Source organism: Pseudocitrobacter vendiensis (assembly GCF_943590815.1).
Classification (GTDB): domain Bacteria; phylum Pseudomonadota; class Gammaproteobacteria; order Enterobacterales; family Enterobacteriaceae; genus Pseudocitrobacter; species Pseudocitrobacter vendiensis.
Genome location: NZ_CALSBS010000006.1, coordinates 47,042 through 72,043 on the forward strand (window position 1 = coordinate 47,042; position 25,002 = coordinate 72,043).

Sequence of the window (25,002 nt, forward strand, 5' to 3'; positions counted from 1 at the left end):
TTCCGGGTTTATAAAATGCCCGCCGTTGCCAGCGGGCGAATACCATTAGAATTGATATACCAGGCCGACACCGACAACGTCATCGGTAGAAATACCGTTGTTGTTGTAGAATGCGTCGTCTTCGTCCAGCAGGTTGATTTTATAATCAACGTAGGTGGACATGTTTTTGTTGAAGAAGTAGGTCATACCCACATCCGCATATTTGACCAGGTCTTTATCACCCACACCATTGGTGGTTTGCAGGTCTTTCCCTTTAGACATCAGGAAGGAAATGGCCGGGCGCAGGCCGAAGTCGAACTGGTACTGTGCGGTCACTTCGAAGTTCTGCGTTTTGTCTGCAATACCGCCGCCATTGTCGCTGCTGGAGCTGCCGTACGGCGTCATGTTGCGGGTTTCAGAATACATTGTCGCCAGATAAATATTATTGGCATCGTACTTCATACCTACGGTCCATGCGTCGGCTTTATCGCCGCCTGCATAAGCACTGTTTGCCGGGATACCCGCGTTAACCTGGTCATTAGTACGGTCAGAGGAGGCGTAGGCGGCGCCAACGGTGAAGCCCATACCGATGTCATAGGTTGATGCGAGACCCCAGCCGTCGCCGTTCTCGTTACGGATGTTGCGACCATTGCTGTTGCCCGTACCTTCCTGGCTGCATCCATTTTCATCACAATTACTGCCTTCGTTATTGCCCTGATATTGCAGGGCAAAGTTCAGGCCATCTACCAGACCAAAGAAGTCGCTGTTGCGATAGGTTGCCACGCCGTTAGCACGGCCTGTCATAAAGTTATCCGCTTTGGTGTAGGAGTCACCACCGAATTCCGGCAGCATATCGGTCCAGCCTTCAATGTCGTACAGGACACCGTAGTTACGGCCATAATCGAAGGAGCCGTATTCCCCAAATTTAAGGCCCGCGAACGCCAGACGTGTCCAGGACTGATCGCTACTGGATTCGGTATTGTTCGCCTGAACGTTGTATTCCCACTGACCGTAGCCAATCAGCATGTCGTTAATCTGTGTTTCACCTTTAAAACCCAGACGCACATAGCTCATGTCACCATCGCTGTTAGTGTCATCAGAGAAATAATGCAGACCATCCACTTTGCCGTAGAGATCTAATTTGTTGCCATCTTTGTTATAAATTTCTGCTGCGTGAGCGGCGCCTGCGCAAAGCAGTGCAGGGATGACAAGGGCCAGTACTTTTCTTTTCATTTAATTATTCCTTTAGTTTGTTTTTATACACTCGATTCCCGTTGGGGAACTCACGCATGCTAATTGAGTCAAAGAGGAGATGGTAAAAAACAATTGTTACGGAATAAGCAAATTCTCAAGAATATAATTCCTGTGAAACAGTGATAGTTTTGGTGAATATATTCAGTGGATATATACAAAATATAAATTATACAAAGCGGGATTTTCGCAGTAAGATGCCGCCGTTATATGCCTTTATTGTCACACACTGTTTTATTGACGTGTGCCGTTTTTATTTTCGTCTTTATAAAATTTAAGCCCGAATAACTATTCGGGCTTTTTTTTACTGATTGAGCAAAAACTTATTCTCCGGCGGCCGGTTTTTCTGCTTTACCCGCCAGCATCGCCAGGAAGTCATAACGTTTTTGCAGATCGTCTGCCGCATCCTTCCAGAGCTGTTCTGCCACTTCCGGCTGCTGCGTATTAAGACGGCGGAAGCGCTGCTCGTTCATCAGCGTTTCATCCAGCGCCGCTGACGGCGGGCGAGAGTCCAGCATCAGCGGAATTTTGCCTTCATCGGCACGACGCGGGTCGAAACGGAACAGCGGCCAGAAACCGGATGCAGTCAGCTGACGCATCTGATCGTGGCTCAGAGCCAGGTCGTAACCGTGCTCTTCACACGGGCTATAGGCAATAATCAACGACGGCCCCGGATACGACTCCGCTTCCTGTATTGCTTTCACCGTCTGGTTAAGCTGCGCGCCCAGCGAAATTTGCGCCACGTAGACATGCCCGTACATCATCATGCTTACGCCAAGGTCTTTACGCGCTTTGCGCTTCCCGTGCTCGCCAAATTTCGTGACTGCGCCGAGCGGGGTGGCTTTCGAGGCCTGACCACCGGTGTTGGAGTAACACTGAGTGTCCAGCACCAGAATGTTGACGTTCTCGGTCAAGCTCATCACGTGATCCAGACCGCCAAAGCCAATATCATAGGCCCAACCGTCGCCGCCAATCAGCCAGACCGATTTCTCGACCAGCGCATCGGCGTCCGTCAGCAGCTCTTGCGCGCCGTCAACATTTGCCAGTGCCGCGCGAAGCTGAGCGACCTGTTCCCGGCGAACTTCCGGCGTGGCATCGGCGTGCAGCGCCTCATGCAGTTCTGCCGGAATGTGCTCTGCAAAGACGTCCAGCAGACGCATCACGCGCTGGCGATGCTGGTCGACCGTCAGGCGGAAACCAAGGCCGAATTCGGCGTTATCTTCAAAAAGTGAGTTCGCCCATGCCGGGCCGCGACCATTAATATCGGTGGTGTACGGCGTAGAGGGCAGGTTCCCGCCATAGATTGAAGAACACCCGGTGGCGTTGGCAATCAGCATACGGTCACCGTAAAGCTGGGTCAGTAACTTGATGTACGGCGTCTCACCGCAGCCGGAACAGGCACCAGAGTATTCGAACAGCGGGGTGATCAACTGCGAAGTTCGGATGTCGATACGTTCCAGTTTGCTGCGGTCGATTTCTGGCAGGTCAAGGAAGAAGTCATAGTTCACTTTCTCTTCTTCCACATGCTCCAGCCGCGACATCATATTGATGGCTTTGATTTCCGGGTTCTGTCGGTCTTTGGCCGGGCAAACTTCGACGCACAAATTACAGCCAGTGCAATCTTCCGGCGCGACCTGCAGAACATATTTCTGACCGCGCATATCGCGGGATTTCACATCCAGCGAATGCAGTGAGGATGGCGCGTTTTCCATCGCTTCCGGAGAGACGACTTTGGCACGAATAGCCGAGTGAGGGCAGGCGGCCACGCAGTGGTTGCACTGGGTACAGAGTTCCTCTTTCCAGATGGGGATCTCTTCGGCAATGTTGCGTTTTTCCCATTTGGTGGTGCCTACAGGCCAGGTACCATCCGGCGGCAGCGCAGAGACGGGCAGGGCATCGCCCAGGCCCGCCAGCATCGCGGCGGTGACGGTTTTCACAAAATCAGGCGCGGCGTCGGAAACGACCGGTGGGCGGTTCGGGCTGCTGGCAACCACAGGCTCTAGCGGTACTTCAAAAAGCAACTCGCGGGCCAGCGCCAACGCCTGCCAGTTACGCTCAACCAGATCCTGACCTTTGCTGCTGTAGCTTTTGGCAATCGCACCCTGCAATTCCATTAGCGCGCTATCGCCAGGCAGGATTTGTGTCAGATGGAAGAACGCCATCTGCATCACCGTGTTAATACGCGCTGCCAGACCGCATTCACGGGCGATTTTCGCGGCGTTAATCACATAGAAACGTGCTTTTTTCTGATTCAGCACCGCCTGCACTTCCTGCGGCAGGCGCGCCCATACTTCATCCGCGTGATACGGTGTATTGAGCAGGAAAATACCGCCAGGCTTGAGGCGTTCCGCCATCTGATACTTATCAATAAACTGTAGCTGGTGGCAGCCGACGAAATCGGCCTGAGCCACCAGGTAAGCTGAGCGAATTGGCTCCTCGCTAACGCGCAAATGCGACACGGTCAGACCGCCGGCTTTTTTCGAGTCATAAACGAAATAACCCTGCGCAAACCACGGTGTCGAGTTACCGATAATCTTAATATTATTTTTCGTCGCAGATACGCTGCCATCACTGCCGAGCCCGTAGAAGAGGGCTTCCAGTTTCGCGCGTGACGGCAGGCTGTTTTCCGGCAGCGGCAGCGACAGGTTAGTGACGTCGTCATAAATCCCGACTGTGAAGCGCGGTTTTGGTTTTGCCTGCGAGAGTTCGCTGAAAATGGCGAGCACACATTCCGGCCCGAACTCTTTCGAGGAGAGACCGTAGCGGCCACCGATAACGCGCGGCAGCGTTTCGCGCTCGCCCTGATTAAAGGCTTCCGCCAGTGCGGTCATCACGTCGAGGTAAAGCGGTTCGGCCTGTGCACCGGGTTCTTTTGTACGATCGAGCACCGCCACGCTACGCGCGCTTTCCGGCAGCGCCTGTAGCAGATGTTGCGCTGAGAAAGGACGATACAGTCGTACTTTGAGTACGCCCACTTTCTCACCGCGCGTCAGCAGTTCATCGACAACTTCTTCGCAGGTGCCGATGGCGGAACCCATAATGACGATGACACGTTCCGCCTGGGGATGGCCGTAGTATTCAAACGGTTTGTATTCGCGACCGGTGGCATCAGCGAAGTCGCGCATGGTTTGCTCGACATGCGCGTAAACAGCGTTGTACCACGGATTAGTGGCTTCACGAGACTGGAAATAGGTGTCCGGATTGGCAGAGGTGCCACGGATAACCGGATGTTCCGGGTTCAGCGCCCGGGCGCGGTGCGCGGCAATCTCTTCCTCTGGCATCAACGCACGAAGGGTGTCATCAGCCAGCGGCACAATCTTGTTAATTTCATGCGACGTCCGAAAACCATCGAAGAAATGAATAAATGGAATGCGGCTCTTCAGCGTAGCGACATGGGAAATCAGCGCAAAATCCTGCGCTTCCTGTACGCTACCGGCGCACAGCATGGCACAACCGGTCTGTCGGACGGCCATCACGTCAGAGTGATCGCCAAAAATTGAAAGCGCGTGTGTGGCCACAGTACGCGCGGCGACGTGCAGCACAAACGGCGTTAACTGACCGGCCAGTTTGTACAGAGTTGGGATCATCAGCAGTAATCCCTGCGATGACGTGAAAGAGGTGGAGAGGGCGCCGGTCTGCAATGCGCCGTGCACGGCGCCGATGGCCCCGGCTTCAGACTGCATTTCGACCACGCGAGGCGTATCGCCCCACACGTTTTTCAGGCCGTTGCCTGCCCAGGCGTCAGCCTGTTCAGCCATCGTGGAACTGGGTGTAATGGGGTAAATCGCGATAACTTCGCTGGTGCGAAACGCGACGCTTGCTACTGCGCCATTACCATCAACTGTGATCATTGAGAACACCTTACATTGCGCAAAAAGACGCTCGGGGAAAAAATCCGCGAACCTGATTAACATCATTCTGTACGTCGTAAAGCCAGCAAAAATCCGCGACGTTACTGGGGATGATTTCTTATAAAGTCTAGCAAACGTCAGGCTTAATCATTTTTGCTTTTGTGTCCTTGATGCAGAGTAGTGACCCGCATCAGATGATTCTGGTCATAAAAATTGACAGAAAATGTTTCTGGAGCGCATAAATGCGCGTTCCCTCTCTCGACGGACCGGCTTCTGATGCCTATGATGCATAGGTTTGCTAATTATTTTGCTACGGAGAGAGACACATGCGAGCAGCGTTTTTCGTGGGGTGTGCTGCCTTATTATTGTCGGCGTGCAGCAGTGAGCCCGTTCAGCAGGCTACCGCCGCACACGTTTCACCAGGAATGAGAGCAGCCATGTCCAATTCCGGGCAAGCTAACTGCGCCATGATTGGCGGCTCACTTTCTGTAGCCAGACAGCTCGACGGTTCCAGTATCGGCATGTGTGCGTTACCTAACGGTAAACGTTGCAGCGAGCAATCCCTCGCCGTCGGAAGCTGTGGGAATTACTAACCCGGTTAATTTACCAGGTCAGACTTTTTATAAATCAGCGTATGCTGCGCCGTGGCCAGGGTCAATTGCGACTCGGTCAAATCAACCTGTGCGCCTTGTGAAAGCATAGTGCTGATTGTTTTATCCAGTTCGTTAAGCTGCGGGTCGGTGCAGAGCTTGCGCGTCATCGCCAGTTCTTTAACTTTCAGCTCACCGTCAGACACACGGCCCGTACCATTGAACTGGTTACACATATTGCCCGAAACGTGCAACTGATGAATGATCCCCGTTTGCTGGCCGAAGCTGAGTTCCAGTGGCGTTTTACTGTTCGTTAACGCTTTGCCATCCACGCTTTCCAGTACAAAGCGATGGTGCTGAAGTTGTTCCGCGCCCGTCGAGACTTTGCTGTTGTAGACACATCCCGCCAGCAGTGCAACGGCTGCTACCAGGTAGACCTTTCTGTTCATTAGTATCCCCGAGAGATTATTCACCCAATCAATGTTTCTGGAGTGTAACTTTACAACCAACAGAGTCTGTGGGGATTATCTGAAAGTGCTTCGTGAAAGTCTTATGCGGGCATTCGTATCACCTTATGCCCGCAGACAAAAAGTTTAGCGGTCGGCGACTCTTTTCCCAAGCGCATCAAAAAGATGGAGGTGTGATTCCTGCACGCTGAGCGTGAGGGTTGTGCCCGGAGTGAAGCTCAACTGCTGGAACGATTTCAGACAAAGTGAATGTCCGTTAAGGTCCATCCACACCAGCGTGGAATCCCCCTGAAGTTCACAAAGCCGCGTTTGTGCCGTCAATGAGAAATCGCCCGCCTGCTGATACTGGATGTGTTCCGGACGAATCGCGACAAACACTTTATCACCTTCGCTAACCCCTGTTAGCGGCTGAGAAAGGGGGAAGGTGATCGTGTCTGCTATATGCAATGCCCCTTCGCGCCAGACGGCCGGCAGAATATTGATTTTAGGCGTGCCGATAAACTCCGCGACAAACAGGTTTGCCGGATGATTGTAGAGCTCCAGGGGCGTACCAACCTGCTCAATTTTCCCCTTATATAACACCACAATTCGGTCTGCGAGGGTCATTGCTTCAACCTGATCGTGCGTTACATAGATCATGGTATTTTGCAGGGTATTATGCAGTTGCTGAATCTCCTGGCGCATCTCGACACGCAGTGCGGCATCCAGGTTGGAGAGCGGTTCGTCAAACAGAAAGAGCTCAGGCTGCTGGACAATGGAGCGGCCAATTGCCACTCGCTGGCGCTGACCGCCTGACAAATTTTGCGGTAAACGTTCGAGCATTTCATCAAGCTTAAGCATTGTCGCCGCATGGGTGATGCGTTTATCGATTTCATCGGCCGGCGTGCGCAGATTGCGCAAACCAAAAGACAGGTTTTCTTTCACCGTCATATGTGGGTAAAGTGCGTATGACTGGAATACCATCGACAGATTGCGCTTGCCAGCGGCGACGTCCGTAACATCGCGATCGCCCATTTTAAGTGTGCCGCCATCGGGCGACTCCAGCCCGGCGATAATGCGCAGCAGGGTTGATTTCCCGCATCCTGACGGCCCCACCAGCACGATGAATTCCCCGGACGCGATCTCCAGCGACAGATTTTCAATAATGGTGCTTTTATCATAAACCTTGTGAATATTTTTCAGGCTCAGCGCGGTCATAGCGTCTCCTTGTCATTTCGATGCGCGGCAATCAGGGTGAGGAGTTCATCAGTTTTATCCGCCAGCAGGGCAACACTGGCGCGGGTTTCCACATTCAACCGTAACAGCGGTTCGGTGTTGGAGGCGCGCAGATTAAAGCGCCAGTCGGTAAAATCGAGACTCAGTCCGTCGCAGTCGTCGCGCTGTGCTTTTTCATGCTGATAGTGCTGCGCCACGCAGGCCATCACATGCGCGGGATCGGCAACGGTCATGTTCAATTCGCCAGATACCGGAAAACGCGCCTGCGCCAGCGTCACTAAAGAGGATAGGGTGCACGTATCCTGGCCGATAATTTGCAGCATCAGCACTAGCGGGATCATGCCGCTGTCGCAGTAGCCAAAATCACGGAAATAGTGATGACCGCTCATTTCGCCGCCGTATACCGCGTCTTCCTCACGCATCCGGGCTTTGATAAACGCATGACCGGTTTTGCAGATTATCGGTTTCCCGCCAGACTGGGCGACCCTCTCCAGCGTGTTCCAGGTCAGTCGCGGGTCCAGGAGGATGGTTTCTCCTGATACCTGCCGGAGAAAATGCCCGGCGAACAAGCCCACGAGATAGTAACTTTCGACAAATTCGCCGCGCTCGTCGAAGAAGAAGCAGCGGTCAAAATCGCCGTCCCAGGCAACGCCAAAATCGGCGTGATGATCAATGACCGCCTGACGGGTGGCCTGACGATTTTCGGCCAGCATCGGGTTAGGGATGCCCGCCGGGAAGGTACCATCCGGCTGGTGATGTATGCGGATAAACTCGACGTTAATCCCCCGTGATTTCAACCCGGCGTCCAGCGCATCCAGCGCCGGGCCAGCGGTACCATGCCCGGCATTCACCACAATGCGTAACGGGCGAATCGGCGCATGATGCATAAATCGCAGCAGGCAGGCGACCCATGCCGGACGATTATCGTAGTGAATTACCTGGCCGCGATGGACGGTGGGGGGGAACTGATTCTTTTCGGCCAACGCTTTCACTTCCAGCAATCCATTATCATTACTGACCGGCCGCGCTTCTTCGCGCACCAGCTTCATACCGTTGTAGTTGGCTGGATTGTGGCTGGCGGTGACCTGAATACCGCCGTCCGCGCGCAGTTCGCGAGTGGCGAAGTAGATCTCTGCTGTGCCGCTCAGGCCAATATCTATTACATCGACGCCACTGGCGGTCAGCCCATCGATCAGGGCGTTTTTCAATGTTTCAGAACTCAGGCGGATATCGGCACCGACCACGACCCGGCGCGGATGCAGCCACGCCGCCCAGGCGCGGCCAATGCGAAAAGCGATTTCCGGGGTCAGATTGACGCCCACTTCGCCACGAATGTCATAGGCTTTAAAACAAGTTAGTTCGTCCATAATCTACTCTTCGGTTTACTGAATTCTCAGGCCGATTCCCGGATGACGAGCTGCCTTGGCAGTTCATAATGGGTAACGGGCCCGGTGTTTAAAAGTAATTCCACAGCGATTTCCCCTTTGCGCTCTGCGTTTTGCGCAATGGTGGTTAGCCCTACGCCATCAACGTCGACCGCCAGATTATCGAACCCGGTAACGGCGACTTGTTGAGGCACTGCCAGCCCGGCGCGATGGCAATAACGAAGGGCGCCGACGGCAAAGCGGTCAGAAAGGCATATCAGAGCGGTAATGTCAGGGTGAGCGGTGAGGAGCGCCTGTGCAGCGGTTTCCCCGTGATCTTCATCGTGGCGAGTTTCATATAGCCAGCAGCGATCAACATTCACGTCATTGGCCAGAAAAGCGTCGCGGCAGGCGTTAACGCGGGTCAGCATCAGGGTGTTATCGCCCGTGATGGGCTCCCTGAGGGAGCGCATTCCGAGGGCATTTGCCTGTGATGCGAAGGCGATAATGCCAAAGCGACGATGTCCTTTGCCCAACAGATAGTGGGCGACGTCGTGCATCGCCCCCGCGTTGTCGATAGACACGCTGCTGTAACCCGGAAACTGGAAATCTAGCGTGACCACGCGTTGGCCGCGAACCAGGATCTGCTGGATGACATCTGCGCTGTTGTGGGTGGCATTGAGGATGTAGCCATCAACCAGTGCGGTGAGCGAGGCGGTTCCGGTTTGCTGCGATTTACGCAGAGGAATTAACGCCAGATTGACGTCCTGTGCCTCGCAGCGCGAAGCGATGCCACGCATCAGCGCGATGTCATGGGGATCGATAAACACATAGCTCATTGAGTCATTAAAAATGACGCCAATGGTGTTGGCTTTCCCGGTACGCAGTGCGCGTGCCAGTTTGTCCGGACCCTGAAAACCAATTTCATTGGCATAACGTAAAATGTGTTCGCGTAATTCAGGCGACAATTTTTCCGGATTATTCCATGCATTAGAAACCGTGGTGTGCGAGACGCCTAATACCATTGCCAATGATTTGATGGTAATGCGTGGTGTATTATTTTTATCACGTGGATTTATTTTCATCTGATAATCTATATTTTTTATTTATATATTCTCTTGGTGAATGTTTTTGTGTTTTTTAAATTCAACTGGCGCTGAGTTTAACGTTAAACAAAAATAGTTTTGTGATGTGTTTAACGTTAAACAAAAAAGCAGGGTGCTAATTTACGCTCCATTCAAAAGCAGCTTTCAATGATTTAATTGTCCTTTCTATGGAAGAGGAGAGATAAAGTGAAGACCGCAATGATTGCTAAATTAACGGCATCAGCATTACTGATGCTTTCACTGTCTGGTTGTGGCCCAGATGAAAAACCGGCGGATGAAACGGCGAAAACGCCAATTAAAATGTGGGTGGCGCCGAATGAGAATGAAGAAGCTTTCTGGAATACGATGGTAAAAGAGTGGAATAAAGATCCGTCACATACCCCCGTCGAATTCACCACTATTCCTGCGGCAAATAGTTCCGAAGAAGCCATAATGAATGCGCTGGCATCCGGAACGGAACCTGATTTATCCAGCAATATCTTTATCGGTTTCGCGAGCCAGCTCGATGAAATTGGCCAAACTGAAGACCTGTCGAAAATGCCGGGTTACGATGAGCTGATTAAAAATCGTCAAATGACAAATATTATTCCTGCGTGGAAACTAAACGGCAAACAGACCGTGTTGCCGATTTATGTTAACCCCATCGTTTGGTGGTGGCGCGGTGATTTGCTCAAGCAATACGGTTTTGACCATGTGCCTACGCGCTACGATGAACTCTACCAACTGGCGGAAAAACGCGCGCAGGATAACAACGGCTACACCATCCAGCTCACCGCCGGGAAAAACTGGTGGGAGCGCTGGTTCGATCTCATCCCGCTGTACTATGCGCAGAGCAATGGACAATCCTATATTATTGATAATAAAGCGCAGTTTAACGACCCTTCGGGGTTGTCTGTACTGACGTTTATGGGAAAAGTCTTCAACAGCAAATGGAGTAGCTACGACTTCACCTCTGCAGACGATCCGCTGGCAAGCGGGCAGGTGCTGGCTTCCGCGCGTGGCCCTTGGGATCTTGCCCGTTATCGTAAGCAGTATCCGGAAGTGCTGAAATCCATTCAGATTGGCCCTATGCTGACGGAAAAAGGTTCCGCGCATCCGTACACCTTTGGCGACAGTAAAGGAATGGTTATCTTCAATTCCAGTAAGCACAAAGCTGAAGCCTGGGCATTTATGCAATGGGTGTTCAGCAATGCCGAACATGACCGTACCTGGCTTGAGCTGACCGGGATGCCGCCAGCGCGTGCCGACCTGCTCAGCAACCCAACCTTTGTCAGCTACTTTGATAAAAATCCGCTGGAAAAAGAGATAGCGTCGTATGTTGATGTTGCGCTGCCACCGGTCGCTACCACGCAAACCACGGAAATTCAGCGCAGCATGACGCAAATGCTGGAAGAAGTGATTTTCAAAAATACCGATCCCGTTAAAGCGCTTGAGCAATCATCCCAGGAAATTAACACCCTACTGGCGAAATAAGGGGAAATAATGGCTGGATATGATTCCCGCACCGGAGGCCTTTTGGCCTCCACCTGGGTCGGATATTCACTTGTATTCTGGTTTTATCCTTTGGCCTGGTTGGCAGTACTTAGCGTGACCCAATGGCAGTTTATTGGCACACCGAAATTCACCGGCCTGCAGAACTTAATTGGCGTAATGCAGGATAAACTCTTTTGGCAATCCATGTGGAACGTGTGCCGTTTTATAATGTGGTATTTGCCGATTGTATTTATTTCATCAATGTTATTTGCGGCGGGCCTTAAGAAAATTAAGTACGGTAAATCGTTTATTGCCCTCAGTTTTCTTTTGGCCAATATTTCGTCGGGTGTGGCTTACTCCATCGTTTTTTCTAAATTGTTTAGCGAGTACGGGCCGGTGAATCAATTTTTACGTGAATGGTTGGGCGTTTCAGTTCCCTGGTTTACCAACCCGGACTGTGCGATGTTATCCATTGCGCTAATCGTTACGTGGAAATTTGTGGGTTATTATGGGCTCATACTTTATTCCGGCATGCTGGCTATTCCGAAGGATATTTACAGTGCGGCGTTATTAGACAAAACCGGGAAATTTAAACAAAGTTGGGCAATCACCTTACCGATGATGAACGCGCAAATCGTGATGGTGGTGGTGCTGGCAATGACCGTGGCTTTTGCCATCTTCACCGAACCGTACCTGATTACCGGCGGCGGCCCGCTGAACAGCACCACCAGCCCGATGGTGGTGATGTATGAAGTGGCGTTCCAGAAAATGAAACCCACCTGGGCGGCAACCATGTCGATTATTGTGGCGGCATGCAGCTTCCTGGCGATCTGGATCTTCCGCAAACTGTACGAAAAAAATATCGAGATTGTGTGAATGAAAAAGCTCACTCCCTTGAGTCTTGTAATACACGCGCTGATGTTTCTGCTGGCGTTAACCTGGCTCTATCCGTTTATCTGGATGGTCATCTCGTCACTGAAACCGACGGCGGAAATCTATACCACCGGGTTGTTCTCCGGTCATTTGACGCTGGAGAACTACACCTTTTTGTTTGATAACAGCAATCGCGCTGATAAACCGTTTTTACGGACATTGTGCAACTCGCTGTTTGTCTCCATCACCATTACCGCCTGCGTGACAATCACTTCCATGCTGGTGGGGTATGCGGTGGCAAAAACGGAGTTTCGTGGCAAAAATGCATTTCGTAACCTGTTGATTGTGCAAATGGTCTTCCCGGTATTCATGTTCATTATTCCGCAGTTTGTACTGATGCGGGAACTGGGGCTTATCAACAGCTATAGCGCGATGATTCTGCCTTATGCCATGAGCGCGTGGGGGATTTTTATGGTGTCGCAAAGCTTTAAGGGTACGCCAAACGATTATCTCTACGCGGCACGTCTCGATCACGCCAGCCTGTGGGGCATCCTGCGTCATGTCATGATGCCATTGAATAAATCCATTCTGGCGATTGTCGCGTTGTTCACCTTTTCCAGTTCGTGGGACAACTTCCTGTGGCCGCTTATTGTGATGCGCGAGGTGGACAAAATGCCGTTCTCCGTGCTGCTGGCGACCTTCAGTAAATCGTATGGCGTTTACCTCGGGCCGGTGCTTGCGGGTTCAGTGGTGCAAATGTTGCCTATCGTCATTCTGTTTATTGTGTTCCGCAAATACTTCCTTGAAGGGATGTCGTTGTCACTCAAATAAGGTGCGCTATGGAGAGTAAACCGTGGTGGCAGGCGACAACCTGCTATCAAATTTATCTGCCGTCGTTCTGCGATGGCAATAACGATGGGCTGGGTGATTTCCCTGGCCTTATCTCAAAACTGGATTACCTGCAGTCGCTTGGGATAGGTGCGGTGTGGATTACGCCGTTTTATCCATCGCCGCTGGTGGATAACGGCTACGACATCAGCGACTACTGCGCGGTGGATGAACGTTTTGGCGATATGGACGATTTTCGCCAGTTAGTGGCGGGCTGCCATGCGCGAGGTATTCGCGTCATTATCGATCTGGTGGTGAACCACGTTTCCTCTGAGCATCCCTGGTTTAAAGACGCCTGGAATAACCCGGCCAGTCGCTATCGTGATTACTTTATTTTTCGCGACCAGCCCAATAACTGGCAGTCGTTTTTCTCGGGCAGTGCATGGACCGCAGAGCCAGATACCGGCCAGTACTATTATCATAAATTTGCGCCGCAGCAGGTTGACCTGAACTGGGCGAATCCGCAGGTCGAGAAAGAGATTCATCGCGTTATTGATTTCTGGATTGCACAGGGCGTCGATGGATTCCGCTTCGACGTAATTAACTTTCTCACCACAGACGGCGTGCTCGCCGATAACCCGCAAGAAGAAGGGGCTCAGAAGCACGAATACGATATTAACCAGCCAGGCATTATTACCACCCTGGAACGGCTTTGTCGTTATATCCGCCAGCGGGGGGATTTTTTTCTGATTGGCGAGATTGGCAGCGACGACTTAGCGGTAATCAAACGTTATCAAAGCCCTACGCTGATGGACGTGGTGTTTAACTTTAACATCGGTAGCCAAAAAACTTTTGATGTCGCCAGCCTCTACGCGGCGTTGAAGGCCACACTTGAGCAACAGACCGGCCTGCCCACGCTCTTTTTCTCCAGCCACGATATGTCTCGCATGATCAGCCGTTTTGGCGAAAGCGAGCGGGATACTGCACGTGCGTTGGCGGTATTGGCTCTGCAACTGACCGTCAGCGGTGTACCGTTTATTTTTCAGGGGGAAGAGCTGGGGCTGACGGACTATCGTGCGCGAAGCGCAGAACAACTGTTTGATATCCAGGGTATCACCCATTATCAAACGGCGCTGGCCGCAGGGAACTCGACTGAAGCGGCGCTGGCCGTGGCGATGAATCACTCGCGCGATGGCTCGCGAGCCCCCATTCCCTGGCAGGATGCGCCTAATGGCGGCTTCTCATCGGTCGCACCATGGATGCCGGTTACCGGTGATGTTGCCACGCTTAATGCGCAGGCGCAGCAAGAGGACGCATCATCGCTTTGGCATCAATACCAGCAACTTATCTCGCTGCGTCGTCGCACCGACGTCTTACACCACGGTCAGCAAGGCCCGTTGATGCTAAGCAATGCGTGCATTTGGTTTTCACGTAGCAGTGCTACCGAACAGGTTTGGGTCGCAGTCAATTTTGGTGAACCTCTGCCTAACCCGTGGCACGCCATCGAAGCCGACGTTCTCTATGGCGAGGATGTCCCTGAGCTTGCGAAGAATCACTGTTTAATTAAAAGGAGAGTTTATGAACAGGCACAGTAATAACCCGCTGATCACCCCGGCAGACATCGTGCCGTCTCTACCTGGCAGGAAGGTGGAATGCGTGTTCAATACCGGCGTGACCGAATATAACAATGAAATCATTCTGCTGCTGCGGGTCGCGGAAAGCGTGATAAGCCGCGATCCTAATCTGATTATCGTGCCGCTGCTGGAAAAAACGGATGCGGGCTGGATGGAATCGACCACGTCGTTTGATAGACGTGATGATCGCTATGATTTCAGTGACCCTCGCACCATTGTACTGAAAAGCGACCCGGCGCAACTCTGGCTGACGTCGATGTCGCATCTGCGGCTGGCACGTAGCTCGGATGGGGTGAATTTCACCATCGACGAACATCCTTTTATTATCGCCGACACCCAATATGAAGAATTTGGTTGCGAAGACGCGCGTATTACCCAAATCGACGACACCTGGTACATCAATTATTCTGCGGTTTCCTCACTGGGGATCTCAACCGCGCTGGCAACAACGCGCGATTTTGTTAGCGTCGAGAAGAAAGGGCTGATTCTGTGCCCGGATAACCGTGACGTTTGTTTCTTCCCGGAAAAAGTGAATGGCCGCTATATGGCGTTGACCCGCCCGGCTCCGTGTCACTTCGGCCACCCGGAAATCTGGATTTGCGAATCGCCAGATATGCTGCACTGGGGTAACCATCGCCACCTGCTGGGCCGCTCTGGTGACGAGTGGGATGCGCGCAAGTCCGGCGGCGGTGCGCCGCTGATTAAAACCGAACGCGGTTGGCTGGAAATTTACCACGGCGTGGATGCTGACCAGCGATACTGCCTTGGGGCGTTACTCCTCGATCTTAACGATCCCACTAAAATTCTGGCGAAATCACCCGTGCCATTGCTGGAACCCGCCGCGCCATATGAGCTCGAAGGTTTTTTCGGTAATGTGGTGTTCACCTGCGGTGCACTGATTCGTGATGATGTACTGCATGTCTGGTACGGTGCGGCGGATGAGTGTACCGCGCTGGCGACCTGGCCTCTGGATGCCCTCTGGCGTCACCTGAGGCTGGTGTGATGGTCGCCAGCGTCAACGAACTCTATCAGCGCTATCTTGCGCAACGCACGCCGCGCACCGCTGGGAAAATACGCTTTCACGGCGTGAAAGGCGTGGATATCTACAACCCGTCCGCGCCTTTTCGTGACGCAAAGAGGTGGCTTATCGCCGCGCGTGTGGAAGCACGCGCGAGCGAAATGTCTGAGGTCTGCTTTTTTGAGTGGGATGGGCTTAACGATGCGTTGCTGGTGGAGGATGCGCCGCGTTTCGCGCTTCAGGACCCCTTCGTTTGCTGGATAGATAACCAGCGCGTTGTCGGTGGCGTAGAGGTCGAATTTGATGCGCATAACCAACCTGTACGCTGGCGCACCCAGTTTTGGGCCGGGCCATCAATTTCCCATATGCGCCTGATGACAAAGGGCCCGTGGGGAATGAAAGATATCCGACTGGTCTCTTTGCCAGATGATCGTGTGCTGGTGTTTACCCGGCCCCAGGGGGCCATTGGCGGGCGAGGGATGATTGGCTGGACGATTATTGACACGCTTAAAGATCTCAATGAGGCGTCGATCGCCAAAGCCACTTTACTGCATCATGTCGATAGTATGGACTGGTGCGGCGTAAACGCAGCGCAGATACTGCCTGACGGGCGTGTTGAGGTGCTGGCGCATGTCGCCCATTTTGATTCGAAGTTAAACCGTCACTACTATGCGGCGCGGTTTATCTTTGATTATCGCAATGGAGAAAGTTCGCCAATCGAGATCGTTGCGTGTCGTGATGATTTTCTGCCAGGGGAGAGCAAGCGCGACGATTTGCGTGATGTGGTGTTCCCTGCGGGATGGTTACAGATGCCGAAGGGGAGGCTTCTTTTCTGCGGAACAAGCGACTGCGAAGTGCAGTGGCTGGTGTGCTGAATTGCCGTCTGCTCTCACGTAGGCCCGATAAGCGTAGCGCATCGGGCATTGTGCAAGACTGCCGGATGCGGCTATGCCTTATCCGGCCTACAAGCGTTATCTTCGTTTGCCGGGCAAGCGCCACCCGGCAAACCGCGCGCACTTACGCCAGGGCGTTCGGGCAATCTGCGCCTTTGTCGATTTGACGCAGGTTTTCCAGCGTGGTTTCGGAAATACTGGTCAGCGCTTCGGCGGTCAGAAACGCCTGGTGCCCGGTAAACAACACGTTATGGCAGGCAGACAGGCGGCGGAACACATCGTCCTGAATCACGTCGTTAGACTTATCTTCAAAGAACAGATCGCGTTCGTTCTCGTACACATCCATCCCCAGCGAGCCAATCTTCTGATTTTTCAGTGCATCAATGGCGGCCTGAGAATCAATCAGCGCACCACGGCTGGTGTTAACGATCATCACACCGTCTTTCATCTGAGCAAACGCCTCGGCGTTCAGCAGGTGATAGTTTTCCGGCGTCAGCGGGCAGTGCAGGGAGATAACGTCCGACTGAGAAAACAGCGTCTGCAGGTCGACATATTCAACGCCCAGTTCCAGCGCCGCAGCGCTCGGATAGGGGTCGAATGCCAGCAGACGCATGCCGAAACCTTTCAGTATACGCAGCGCCGCAATACCGATTTTCCCTGTACCAATCACCCCGGCAGTTTTACCGTACATGGTGAAACCAGTCAGGCCTTCCAGCGAGAAGTTGGCGTCACGGGTACGTTGATACGCGCGGTGAATGCGGCGGTTCAGCGTCATCATCATGCCGATAGCGTGTTCGGCGACGGCTTCCGGCGAATAGGCCGGAACGCGCACTACGCGCAGACCAAGCTCTTTAGCCGCATCAAGATCGACGTTGTTAAAGCCCGCACAGCGCAGAGCGATGTACTTGACGCCATTTTTCTTCAACTCTTCCAGCACCGGACGGCTGCCATCATCATTGACGAAAATACACACCGCTTCGCAGCCGTGGGCCGTTTTTGCGGTTTTTTCCGTTAACAGAAAGTCGAAAAATTCAAGCTCAAAGCCATAAGCCTCATTCACATTTTGCAGATACTTTTTGTCGTACTGCTTTGTGCTATAAACGGCGATTTTCATAAGACTTTTCTCCGGTGATTTTTGAGCCAGATTAGCATGGCTAAAATTATCTTACAATTTATAAAAAAGAGTTGATACTCAGCGCGATAGAGACGATCCTGAAGGTCAGTATAAGACCTTTATTCTTTTCCGTATCAGATAATAATCATTGGTTCTGATGCGGTTTGCATGTAGCAGCAACGCCTCTATCTATATGTGGCTGACACGGTAAGTTTCAACTTAAATGCGTCCGTTTCGCCAGCGCAGGCTACGCTATTAATGCACCTAAGCTTTATCTATCAGGTCTGGCATGACACAATATTGGTCATACACGGCTTTTACGCTTGATAAATCTGGATATTAATTAACCCATGAAGGGTAAATACAAAGCCGCTTTAGCGCTAATTCTGCTTATTATTCTCCTGCCGTTAACGCTGGCGATGACGCTGGGTTACTGGGTGCCGACGCTCGTCGGGATCTGGCTACCGGCCGGAACCCGAATTGCTTTTGAACAAAGCCCCAAAATTACCCGCAGCGGGCTCCACATCCCTGACCTGAGATATCTCGCGGGTGAATGTACCCTGGCAAGGGTGGAGAACGTTTCCCTTTCACACCCGAGCCGTTGGAAGCTCCATGCCGGTAGCGTCAATATCAATTCCGTCTGTTTTAGCAAACTTCCTCAATCGGATGCCGTACCGGGTGCGCCGCGCACCCTCGCAGAGTGGCAGTCGATGCTGCCAAACACCTGGCTGACTATTGATAATCTGCGTTTTGCTCCGTGGGAAAAGTGGCAGGGAAAACTCACGCTGTCGCTGACCCCGCAGCGTCAGGAGATTCGTTATGACGGGCCGGACGCGAAACTCAGCGCACGCCTTGAAGGGCAATCTCTGACGGTCAGTCAGTTTGAAGCGCAGGTGATGGACAATGAACCGCCGCTGAAGTTGGTGGGGAAATTTACCCTGCCGCTGGTACCGGACGGTTTGCCGGTGCAGGGGCATGTTGAATCGACATTCCAGTTGCCGCAAATTTCCCCGCTGGTGGATGCGGAACTGGACTGGAACGGCAATCAGGGGCAACTGCTGGCGATGGCGCGGGGTGAGCCGGACCCCTTGCTCGATCTTCCCTGGACGCTCACCGAACAGCAGCTCACGCTTAGCGATGGTCGCTGGAGCTGGCCTTTCCAGGAAGGCATTCCGCTCAGCGGGCGCGTGGGTCTGAAAGTTGATGACTGGCAGAAAGGGCTGGAGCAGATGCAAATCGCGGGCCGCCTGAACGTGCTGACTTCAGGCGATGCCGGTAAAGGCAACGCCGTGCTGACAATTGGCCCCGGCAAACTCAGCATGGAAAACAGCGATATGCCGTTGCAACTGACGGGCGAAGCGAAGCAGGGAGATTTGATACTCTATGCGGTGTTGCCTGCGCATCTGAAAGGTATGCTCACAGATCCAACCCTTACCTTCCTGCCCGGCGCGCTGTTGCGTTCGCGGGGCCGTATTATTGACTCCCTGAATATCGATGACATTCGCTGGCCACTGGCGGGTGTTAAAGTCGCCCGTCAGGGGGTGGATGGTCGCCTGCAGGCGATTTTAAAAGCCCATGAGGATGCCACAGGTGATTTTGTTCTGCACCTTGATGGGCAAGCCGACAACTTTTTGCCGGATAAAGGGACCTGGGAATGGCGCTACTGGGGCGATGGTCACTTTACGCCGATGCAGGCGCGCTGGGACGTGAAGGGTACCGGTGCATGGCGCGACAGCGCGATCGTGCTCAACACGCTCTCTACCGGATTCGATAAATTGCAGTACGGCACCATGACGATGGCAAAACCCCGTTTGGTACTGGAAGAGCCCATCCGCTGGGTGCGTGATGAACAGCATCCTTCCTTTAAGGGGGCGCTCTCGCTCGATGCGGAAGAAACCACCTTTACCGGCGGCAGCGTTTTGCCGCCGTCAACGTTCAAATTTAGCGTTGACGGGCGCGACCCGACGTTCTTCCTGTTCAAAGGTAACCTGCGCGCGCAGGCGATTGGCCCGATACAGCTCAGTGGCCGTTGGGATGGCGAGCGTCTGCGCGGTCAGGCCTGGTGGCCGAAACAATCGCTAACCGTCTTCCAGCCGCTCGTTCCGCCGGATCTCAAAATGGCGCTGCGCGATGGTGAGCTTTACGCACAGGTGGCGTTTTCTGCTGCTGCGGGGCAAGGTTTCGAAGCGGGCGGACACGGTGTGCTGAAGGGTGGTAGCGCCTGGATGCCGGATAACCAGGTCAACGGCGTCGATTTTGTGCTGCCTTTCCGCTTTAAAGAGGGCATCTGGGATTTAGGCACGCGTCACCCTGTCTCACTGCGTATCGCCGAAATCGTCAACCAGGTCACGGCGAAAAACGTCACCGCCGATTTACAGGGCACCTGGCCTTACAGCGAAGCGTCACCACTTCAGTTAAGCAACGTCAGCGTCGATATTCTGGGCGGCAAACTCACCATGCAACAGCTTCGCATGCCGCAGCATGATCCGGCGCTGCTGCGCCTGCAAAATATCTCGACCAGCGAGCTGATTAGCGCAGTGAATACCAAACAGTTCGCTATGTCTGGTGCGATGAACGGCGCGCTGCCGCTGTGGCTGAATAACGACAAATGGATAATCAAAGACGGTTGGCTGAATAACCCCGGACCGATGACGCTGCGCGTGGATAAAGACATGGCGGATGCGATTGTCGAGGATAATATCGCCGCCGGGGCCGCCATTAACTGGCTGCGTTATATGGAAATTTCCCGCTCGTGGACGAAAATCAATTTAGATAATCTCGGAATGCTGACCCTGGATGCGAGAATCAGCGGCACCAGCCGTGTCGATGGCAAAAGTAATACGGTGCATTTAAATTACACGCATCAGGAAAACGTTTTTGATTTGTGGCGAAGCCTGCGCTTTGGCGACAATCTACAGTCATGGCTTGAGCAACACGCGACGCTTCCGGTCTCGCGGTGTGATGGCGGCAAGGAATGTAAGGAGCAATAATGAAAATCACCATCGCTATGCTGGGCTTGCTGGCAACCACGCTGCTGTCGGGCTGCACGCCACGCATCGAAGTGGCCGCGCCAAAAGAGCCTATCACCATCAATATGAACGTGAAAATTGAACATGAGATCCACATTAAAGTCGATAAAGATGTGGAAAATCTGCTGAAGTCACGTAGCGATCTGTTCTGAGGCCAGGATGATGAAAAAAAGCATATGGGCACTGCTGGCGCTGGGGCTTTTCAGCGTACAAGCGATGGCGCTGACGCTAAATGAAGCCCGTCAACAGGGGCGCGTTGGCGAGACGCAAAGCGGTTATATCGCGGCCTTAAAGCAGGATAAAGAGACGACGGCGCTGGTGCAGAACATCAATCAGGCGCGTAGTCAGAGCTATCAGCAACTGGCGGAAACAAACAATATTCCGGTCGATGAAGTGGCAAAACTGGCGGGTAAAAAGCTGATCGCCAAAGCACAGCCCGGTGAGTATGTTCAGGGGCTGAACGGCAAGTGGATCCGCAAATAATCAGCGGCTCTTACGGCGGTACTCGCCTGGCGTCAGGCCAAAACGCTGTTTAAAGGCCGTTGAAAAATGGCTCTGGTCGGTGAATCCCCAGTTAAAACCAATCCCGGCCAGTTTCTCATCTTCCCCTGCGTGACGAATCGCCTCGGCGCAAAAATCGAGGCGACGGTTGCGAATATACTGCGCGACGACCAGTCCCTTATCGGCAAACATGCGGTACAGGCTGCGCACCGACATTCCCGTTTCTCCGGCGATCCACTCCGGGCGGAGCGACTCTTCGCGAATATTATCGTCAATCAGCGTGACCACCTTTTGAAACTGACGCTCGCGGCGCGGTGGGGTGGATTCACGCTGATGCAGCACCGGGCGCAGCAGACACACCATCGCCTGTAATGCGGCTTCACTTTCACTCTCGGACATCGCCGTGTTGTTCATGCTCTCCTGCAACAGGCTATGGCTCAGTTGCACCATTGGCAGGTTCGAGGGCAAGCGCTCGGCACAGCCGATTTTCTGATGCGGAAAATGCTGCTCCAGCAGGGGGCGCGGCAGCAGCAGAGAGATTTGACGTGAATCCTGTTCCCAGAACAGCGAGCACGGGCGGGAGGCATCAATCAGCGAGATATCCCCCGCGCCAATCACCACCTGACGGTCGTCCTGCTCCATCATCGCCTGACCACTCAACTGAAACACCGTATAAAACCAGGCGTCATCGCTCCCTTTGATTTCCTGCGAGGTGCGAAACAGCGTGGCGCCACGGGTGGTGACGGTGCTGAGTTTCAACCCTTTGGCATAGCTGGTTTCCAGCTTGCCGACAAAATCGTCCGCCAACGGATTCCCGGCAAAATTGCCGCATACCTGATTAATCTGGGTCAGCCAGTGCTCAAAATCACGATTAACAACGGGGGTCATGGCTTTGTATCGCTCTGTTAAATGTTTTATCAGTGTTGCATTTATGTTGCGTTAAACGAAGCTAATGACGCTGACTATAGGAAAGAAGTCTCACAAGTTATAGGGGGGAGGTCGACTATTGTCGCTATTTGCGGAGCCTGTCACAGCAGACAAAACGAATGTCACGGGGAAAAAAGCGCCATTCTCACAGAGTGAGTAGACTGAAATCACGATGGGTGAGTAATAAGGAAAATCTATGTCAGAGGCAAACGTAGCGGTACTTAATAACGTACAACAATTTCTCGACCGCCAGCACGGTCTCTGGATCGATGGCCAACAGGTGCCGTCACAGAGCGATAAACGGCTGACGATTTTTAACCCGGCGACCGGGCAGGCAATCTCCTCGACCGCTGATGCCAGCGTGGCAGACGTTGACCTGGCGGTGATGTCGGCGTGGAAAGCGTTTGTATCACGCGTTTGGGCGGGGCGTTTACCAGCTGAGCGTGAACGTATCCTGCTGCGGTTTGCAGATCTGGTTGAGCAGCATAGCGAAGAGCTGGCACAACTGGAGACGCTGGAGCAGGGTAAATCCATCGCCATTTCTCGCGCTTTTGAAGTGGGATGTACCCTGAACTGGATGCGCTATACCGCCGGGCTGACGACGAAGATCGCGGGTAAAACGCTGGATCTCTCTATTCCCTTGCCGCAAGGCGCGCGCTATCAGGCGTGGACGCGTAAAGAGCCGGTAGGTGTGGTTGCGGGCGTGGTACCGTGGAACTTCCCGCTGATGATTGGTATGTGGAAAGTGATGCCCGCGCTGGCTGCAGGTTGTTCGATTGTGATTAAGCCCTCCGAAACCACACCGCTCACCCTGTTGCGCGTAGCGGAACTGGCGGTGGAAGCGGGCGTCCCGGAAGGTGTATTTAACGTGGTGACCGGTTCCGGCGCGGTGTGCGGTGCGGCGCTGACGTCGCATCCTCACGTGGCGAAAGTGAGTTTTACCGGTTCGACCGCGACGGGTAAGCAGATCGCGCGTACCGCCGCCGATCGTCTTACCCGCGTGACGCTGGAACTGGGCGGAAAAAATCCGGCGATTGTGCTGAAAGACGCGAACCCGGAGTGGGTGATTGAAGGCCTGATGACCGGGAGCTTCCTCAACCAGGGTCAGGTGTGCGCCGCCAGCTCGCGCATTTATATTGAAGCACCACTGTTCGACACGCTGGTCAGTGGTTTTGAGCAGGCAGTGAAGTCGTTACAGGTGGGACCAGGTATGTCGCCATCTGCGCACATCAACCCGCTGGTCTCACGTCAGCATTGTGACAAAGTGCTCTCTTTCCTCGATGATGCCCAGGCCCACAATGCAGAGCTAATTCGTGGCGCAAACGGCCCGGCGGGCGACGGTTACTATGTAGCGCCGACGTTGGTGGTTAACCCGGACGCGAAGCTGCGTTTAACCCGTGAAGAAGTCTTTGGCCCGGTGGTAAACCTGGTGCGTGTCGCCGATGGCGAAGAAGCGTTGCGCCTGGCAAATGACACTGAATATGGCCTGACCGCCAGCGTTTGGACGCAAAATCTGTCACAGGCACTGGAATACGGCGACCGCTTAGAAGCTGGAACCGTATGGGTTAACAGCCACACCTTAATCGATGCCAACCTGCCGTTTGGCGGGATGAAGCAGTCCGGCACCGGACGCGACTTCGGGCCAGACTGGCTGGATGGCTGGTGTGAAACGAAATCGGTGTGTGTGCGGTATTAAGTTTATCCTTCATTAAAGGCGATAACAGTGTTTAGCCTGTCCACTTTCAACAGGAAAGAGGGCAGGCTAAGCATCCCCTCATTATAAATCTCCTCGCACATCCGACCTCTTCTCTTTTCGATATGATTTCATGCTGGTAATATAAATCGTGCAATGCCTTAATAATTGATTGTTGTTATAAAGAAACATATTTAATTTGTCACGATTATAGTCGTGATTGGTGCCTTATATCTATACAGGGAATTATGTGATGAACATCTCAAAGGATGCAGGGGAAATAGTTGGTGTTTTCGGTTGGGCGAAATTTAGATTTATAGGATGTATAGTTTGTGCAGTAATATTCATTGGTGTTGCTATTCTTTGTTTTTCTTTAATGAACATCCCCACTTCAAGAGAAGCTGCGCACGGTGGGGCTTATTTTGATACAACGGGTTGGCCTGTATCACCCTTTATATTATTTATGAGTGTCGGTGGTGGGTTGTTGATTCTGGCCGCGATTACTTTGCTCGTTGCCAGGTCGGTTAAAGCAAAATATACCTTCACCGTGTATGAAGAGGGCATAGCCAGTCGATGTGGCGGGAAAGAGACCTATATCCCCTTTAGAGATATTGAGGATGTCTATCTCTTCTCTGTTGGTCGTGGAAATTACTCGGGTGAATTAAATTCACTGGCTTACCGTAAGTCCAGACAAAATGACTGGATTATCATTTCGCTGTTAAATACCGATTCGGAAAAGCTGATTTCCTTGTTCCGGCAGCTTCATGCTGAGCAAAGAAGCAGAGCGTTGCAGGAAAAAATCGAGCAGGGACAAAAGGTGAGGTTTGACTATGTTAGCGCGAAGAATGTGTGGTTAAAGCGGGCATTCGCATTACGAATTGCAGATTATTTAAAAATAGATGCATCCTTAAAGCCTCTTTATCTGACGAAAGAGGGTATTGTTATTGATGAGAAAAACATCGTCATCAATAAGACGGATTGCATAACGAATGACAGCTGGGTAGAAAATCTGTATGTGTTTGATAGTCATGGTAGCAAGAAATTCTCAATGATGTTTCCAACGATAATTTCTGGGGATGCCTTTATTACGACTTTAAATAAAGTAATTGAAACGAAAGATTAATGCTCGATGTAGGCCGGATAAGGCGTTTATGCCGCATCCGGCATCAACAAAGCCCACCGTGTCAGCAATCAGG

20 protein-coding genes are annotated in these 25,002 nt (G+C 52.7%); 12 read left to right on the forward strand and 8 right to left on the reverse strand.

Going from position 1 to position 25,002, the window contains the following annotated elements:
* Positions 1–45 precede the first annotated feature (45 nt).
* Positions 46–1,212, reverse strand: coding sequence for a porin OmpC (gene ompC / locus NMC31_RS08640; RefSeq protein ID WP_253897635.1), 1,167 nt, complete (start codon positions 1,210–1,212; stop codon positions 46–48).
* 341 nt (positions 1,213–1,553) lie between these two features.
* Entirely contained in the window at positions 1,554–5,081 is a 3,528-nt protein-coding gene (gene nifJ, locus NMC31_RS08645; protein ID WP_253897636.1) for a pyruvate:ferredoxin (flavodoxin) oxidoreductase, read from the reverse strand.
* A 326-nt stretch (positions 5,082–5,407) separates the two neighbouring features.
* Between nifJ and NMC31_RS08650 the strand changes: the two genes are divergently transcribed.
* Positions 5,408–5,674, forward strand: a complete 267-nt coding sequence (locus NMC31_RS08650; RefSeq protein ID WP_015964583.1) for a putative hemolysin — start codon at positions 5,408–5,410, stop codon at positions 5,672–5,674.
* Between the two features lie 5 nt (positions 5,675–5,679).
* Here NMC31_RS08650 and hslJ read toward each other — a convergent pair whose 3' ends face one another.
* The 4 genes from hslJ to NMC31_RS08670 all read right to left on the reverse strand — a co-directional run bounded on the left by hslJ (position 5,680) and on the right by NMC31_RS08670 (position 9,802).
* Complete coding sequence (gene hslJ / locus NMC31_RS08655) at positions 5,680–6,120, reverse strand: heat shock protein HslJ (protein ID WP_253897637.1); 441 nt, start codon at positions 6,118–6,120, stop codon at positions 5,680–5,682.
* 144 nt (positions 6,121–6,264) lie between these two features.
* Positions 6,265–7,335, reverse strand: a complete 1,071-nt coding sequence (locus tag NMC31_RS08660) for an ABC transporter ATP-binding protein (RefSeq protein ID WP_149464639.1) — start codon at positions 7,333–7,335, stop codon at positions 6,265–6,267.
* A complete protein-coding gene (locus NMC31_RS08665) occupies positions 7,332–8,720 on the reverse strand; it encodes a phosphohexomutase domain-containing protein (protein WP_253897638.1) in 1,389 nt (462 codons plus the stop codon). Before NMC31_RS08665 ends, NMC31_RS08660 begins: the two co-directional genes overlap by 4 nt.
* 26 nt (positions 8,721–8,746) lie before the next feature.
* Complete coding sequence (locus tag NMC31_RS08670) at positions 8,747–9,802, reverse strand: LacI family DNA-binding transcriptional regulator (RefSeq protein ID WP_253897639.1); 1,056 nt, start codon at positions 9,800–9,802, stop codon at positions 8,747–8,749.
* Positions 9,803–10,021: 219 nt separating this feature from the next.
* On the opposite strand from NMC31_RS08670, the gene NMC31_RS08675 reads away from it, so the two are divergent.
* The 6 genes from NMC31_RS08675 to NMC31_RS08700 are packed head-to-tail and all read left to right on the forward strand — an operon-like array spanning position 10,022 to position 16,524.
* On the forward strand, positions 10,022–11,296 hold the full coding sequence (locus NMC31_RS08675; protein ID WP_253897752.1) for an ABC transporter substrate-binding protein: 1,275 nt from the start codon (positions 10,022–10,024) through the stop codon (positions 11,294–11,296).
* Between the two features lie 9 nt (positions 11,297–11,305).
* The gene (locus NMC31_RS08680) at positions 11,306–12,172 is read left to right on the forward strand and encodes a carbohydrate ABC transporter permease (RefSeq protein WP_253897640.1); all 867 of its coding nucleotides are present in this window, start codon (positions 11,306–11,308) and stop codon (positions 12,170–12,172) included.
* The gene (locus tag NMC31_RS08685; RefSeq protein WP_015964576.1) at positions 12,173–13,000 is read left to right on the forward strand and encodes a carbohydrate ABC transporter permease; all 828 of its coding nucleotides are present in this window, start codon (positions 12,173–12,175) and stop codon (positions 12,998–13,000) included.
* A gap of 8 nt (positions 13,001–13,008) precedes the next feature.
* Positions 13,009–14,592: an alpha-glucosidase gene (locus NMC31_RS08690; protein WP_253897641.1), complete on the forward strand. Its 1,584-nt coding sequence runs from the start codon at positions 13,009–13,011 to the stop codon at positions 14,590–14,592.
* Positions 14,576–15,634, forward strand: a complete 1,059-nt coding sequence (locus NMC31_RS08695; RefSeq protein ID WP_253897642.1) for a glycoside hydrolase family 130 protein — start codon at positions 14,576–14,578, stop codon at positions 15,632–15,634. Before NMC31_RS08690 ends, NMC31_RS08695 begins: the two co-directional genes overlap by 17 nt.
* Positions 15,634–16,524, forward strand: a complete 891-nt coding sequence (locus tag NMC31_RS08700; protein ID WP_253897753.1) for a DUF1861 family protein — start codon at positions 15,634–15,636, stop codon at positions 16,522–16,524. The genes NMC31_RS08695 and NMC31_RS08700 overlap by 1 nt, the downstream gene beginning before the upstream one ends.
* A gap of 142 nt (positions 16,525–16,666) precedes the next feature.
* On the opposite strand, the gene NMC31_RS08705 is transcribed toward NMC31_RS08700, so the two are convergent.
* Positions 16,667–17,656, reverse strand: coding sequence for a 2-hydroxyacid dehydrogenase (locus tag NMC31_RS08705; RefSeq protein WP_149464647.1), 990 nt, complete (start codon positions 17,654–17,656; stop codon positions 16,667–16,669).
* A 350-nt stretch (positions 17,657–18,006) separates the two neighbouring features.
* Between NMC31_RS08705 and NMC31_RS08710 the strand changes: the two genes are divergently transcribed.
* Genes NMC31_RS08710 through NMC31_RS08720 form a run of 3 tightly spaced genes read left to right on the forward strand, consistent with a single transcriptional unit; the run spans position 18,007 to position 21,168 of the window.
* A complete protein-coding gene (locus tag NMC31_RS08710; protein ID WP_253897643.1) occupies positions 18,007–20,646 on the forward strand; it encodes a YdbH family protein in 2,640 nt (879 codons plus the stop codon).
* A complete protein-coding gene (locus NMC31_RS08715) occupies positions 20,646–20,837 on the forward strand; it encodes a YnbE family lipoprotein (protein ID WP_015964564.1) in 192 nt (63 codons plus the stop codon). Before NMC31_RS08710 ends, NMC31_RS08715 begins: the two co-directional genes overlap by 1 nt.
* A gap of 10 nt (positions 20,838–20,847) precedes the next feature.
* Positions 20,848–21,168, forward strand: a complete 321-nt coding sequence (locus NMC31_RS08720) for a YdbL family probable chaperone protein (RefSeq protein ID WP_436649974.1) — start codon at positions 20,848–20,850, stop codon at positions 21,166–21,168.
* On the opposite strand, the gene feaR is transcribed toward NMC31_RS08720, so the two are convergent.
* A complete protein-coding gene (gene feaR, locus NMC31_RS08725; protein ID WP_253897645.1) occupies positions 21,169–22,074 on the reverse strand; it encodes a transcriptional regulator FeaR in 906 nt (301 codons plus the stop codon).
* A 235-nt stretch (positions 22,075–22,309) separates the two neighbouring features.
* On the opposite strand from feaR, the gene NMC31_RS08730 reads away from it, so the two are divergent.
* Both NMC31_RS08730 and NMC31_RS08735 read left to right on the forward strand, forming a co-directional pair.
* A complete protein-coding gene (locus tag NMC31_RS08730; protein WP_253897646.1) occupies positions 22,310–23,809 on the forward strand; it encodes an aldehyde dehydrogenase family protein in 1,500 nt (499 codons plus the stop codon).
* Between the two features lie 250 nt (positions 23,810–24,059).
* Complete coding sequence (locus NMC31_RS08735) at positions 24,060–24,929, forward strand: hypothetical protein (protein ID WP_253897647.1); 870 nt, start codon at positions 24,060–24,062, stop codon at positions 24,927–24,929.
* Positions 24,930–25,002: the final 73 nt, after the last annotated feature.

What these genes read in the sequence shown, in the direction of transcription:
- NMC31_RS08665 (WP_253897638.1), bottom strand. Translation starts at nt 8,720, where the DNA reads ATGGACGAACTAACTTGTTTTAAAGCCTATGACATTCGTGGCGAAGTG.
- NMC31_RS08705 (WP_149464647.1), bottom strand. Translation starts at nt 17,656, where the DNA reads ATGAAAATCGCCGTTTATAGCACAAAGCAGTACGACAAAAAGTATCTG.
- NMC31_RS08690 (WP_253897641.1), top strand. Translation starts at nt 13,009, where the DNA reads ATGGAGAGTAAACCGTGGTGGCAGGCGACAACCTGCTATCAAATTTAT.
- NMC31_RS08675 (WP_253897752.1), top strand. Translation starts at nt 10,022, where the DNA reads ATGATTGCTAAATTAACGGCATCAGCATTACTGATGCTTTCACTGTCT.
- NMC31_RS08735 (WP_253897647.1), top strand. Translation starts at nt 24,060, where the DNA reads ATGAACATCTCAAAGGATGCAGGGGAAATAGTTGGTGTTTTCGGTTGG.
- NMC31_RS08685 (WP_015964576.1), top strand. Translation starts at nt 12,173, where the DNA reads ATGAAAAAGCTCACTCCCTTGAGTCTTGTAATACACGCGCTGATGTTT.
- feaR (WP_253897645.1), bottom strand. Translation starts at nt 22,074, where the DNA reads ATGACCCCCGTTGTTAATCGTGATTTTGAGCACTGGCTGACCCAGATT.
- NMC31_RS08730 (WP_253897646.1), top strand. Translation starts at nt 22,310, where the DNA reads ATGTCAGAGGCAAACGTAGCGGTACTTAATAACGTACAACAATTTCTC.
- NMC31_RS08710 (WP_253897643.1), top strand. Translation starts at nt 18,007, where the DNA reads ATGAAGGGTAAATACAAAGCCGCTTTAGCGCTAATTCTGCTTATTATT.
- NMC31_RS08670 (WP_253897639.1), bottom strand. Translation starts at nt 9,802, where the DNA reads ATGAAAATAAATCCACGTGATAAAAATAATACACCACGCATTACCATC.
- NMC31_RS08680 (WP_253897640.1), top strand. Translation starts at nt 11,306, where the DNA reads ATGGCTGGATATGATTCCCGCACCGGAGGCCTTTTGGCCTCCACCTGG.
- NMC31_RS08715 (WP_015964564.1), top strand. Translation starts at nt 20,646, where the DNA reads ATGAAAATCACCATCGCTATGCTGGGCTTGCTGGCAACCACGCTGCTG.
- NMC31_RS08650 (WP_015964583.1), top strand. Translation starts at nt 5,408, where the DNA reads ATGCGAGCAGCGTTTTTCGTGGGGTGTGCTGCCTTATTATTGTCGGCG.
- NMC31_RS08660 (WP_149464639.1), bottom strand. Translation starts at nt 7,335, where the DNA reads ATGACCGCGCTGAGCCTGAAAAATATTCACAAGGTTTATGATAAAAGC.
- ompC (WP_253897635.1), bottom strand. Translation starts at nt 1,212, where the DNA reads ATGAAAAGAAAAGTACTGGCCCTTGTCATCCCTGCACTGCTTTGCGCA.
- nifJ (WP_253897636.1), bottom strand. Translation starts at nt 5,081, where the DNA reads ATGATCACAGTTGATGGTAATGGCGCAGTAGCAAGCGTCGCGTTTCGC.
- NMC31_RS08700 (WP_253897753.1), top strand. Translation starts at nt 15,634, where the DNA reads ATGGTCGCCAGCGTCAACGAACTCTATCAGCGCTATCTTGCGCAACGC.
- NMC31_RS08695 (WP_253897642.1), top strand. Translation starts at nt 14,576, where the DNA reads ATGAACAGGCACAGTAATAACCCGCTGATCACCCCGGCAGACATCGTG.
- NMC31_RS08720 (WP_436649974.1), top strand. Translation starts at nt 20,848, where the DNA reads ATGAAAAAAAGCATATGGGCACTGCTGGCGCTGGGGCTTTTCAGCGTA.
- hslJ (WP_253897637.1), bottom strand. Translation starts at nt 6,120, where the DNA reads ATGAACAGAAAGGTCTACCTGGTAGCAGCCGTTGCACTGCTGGCGGGA.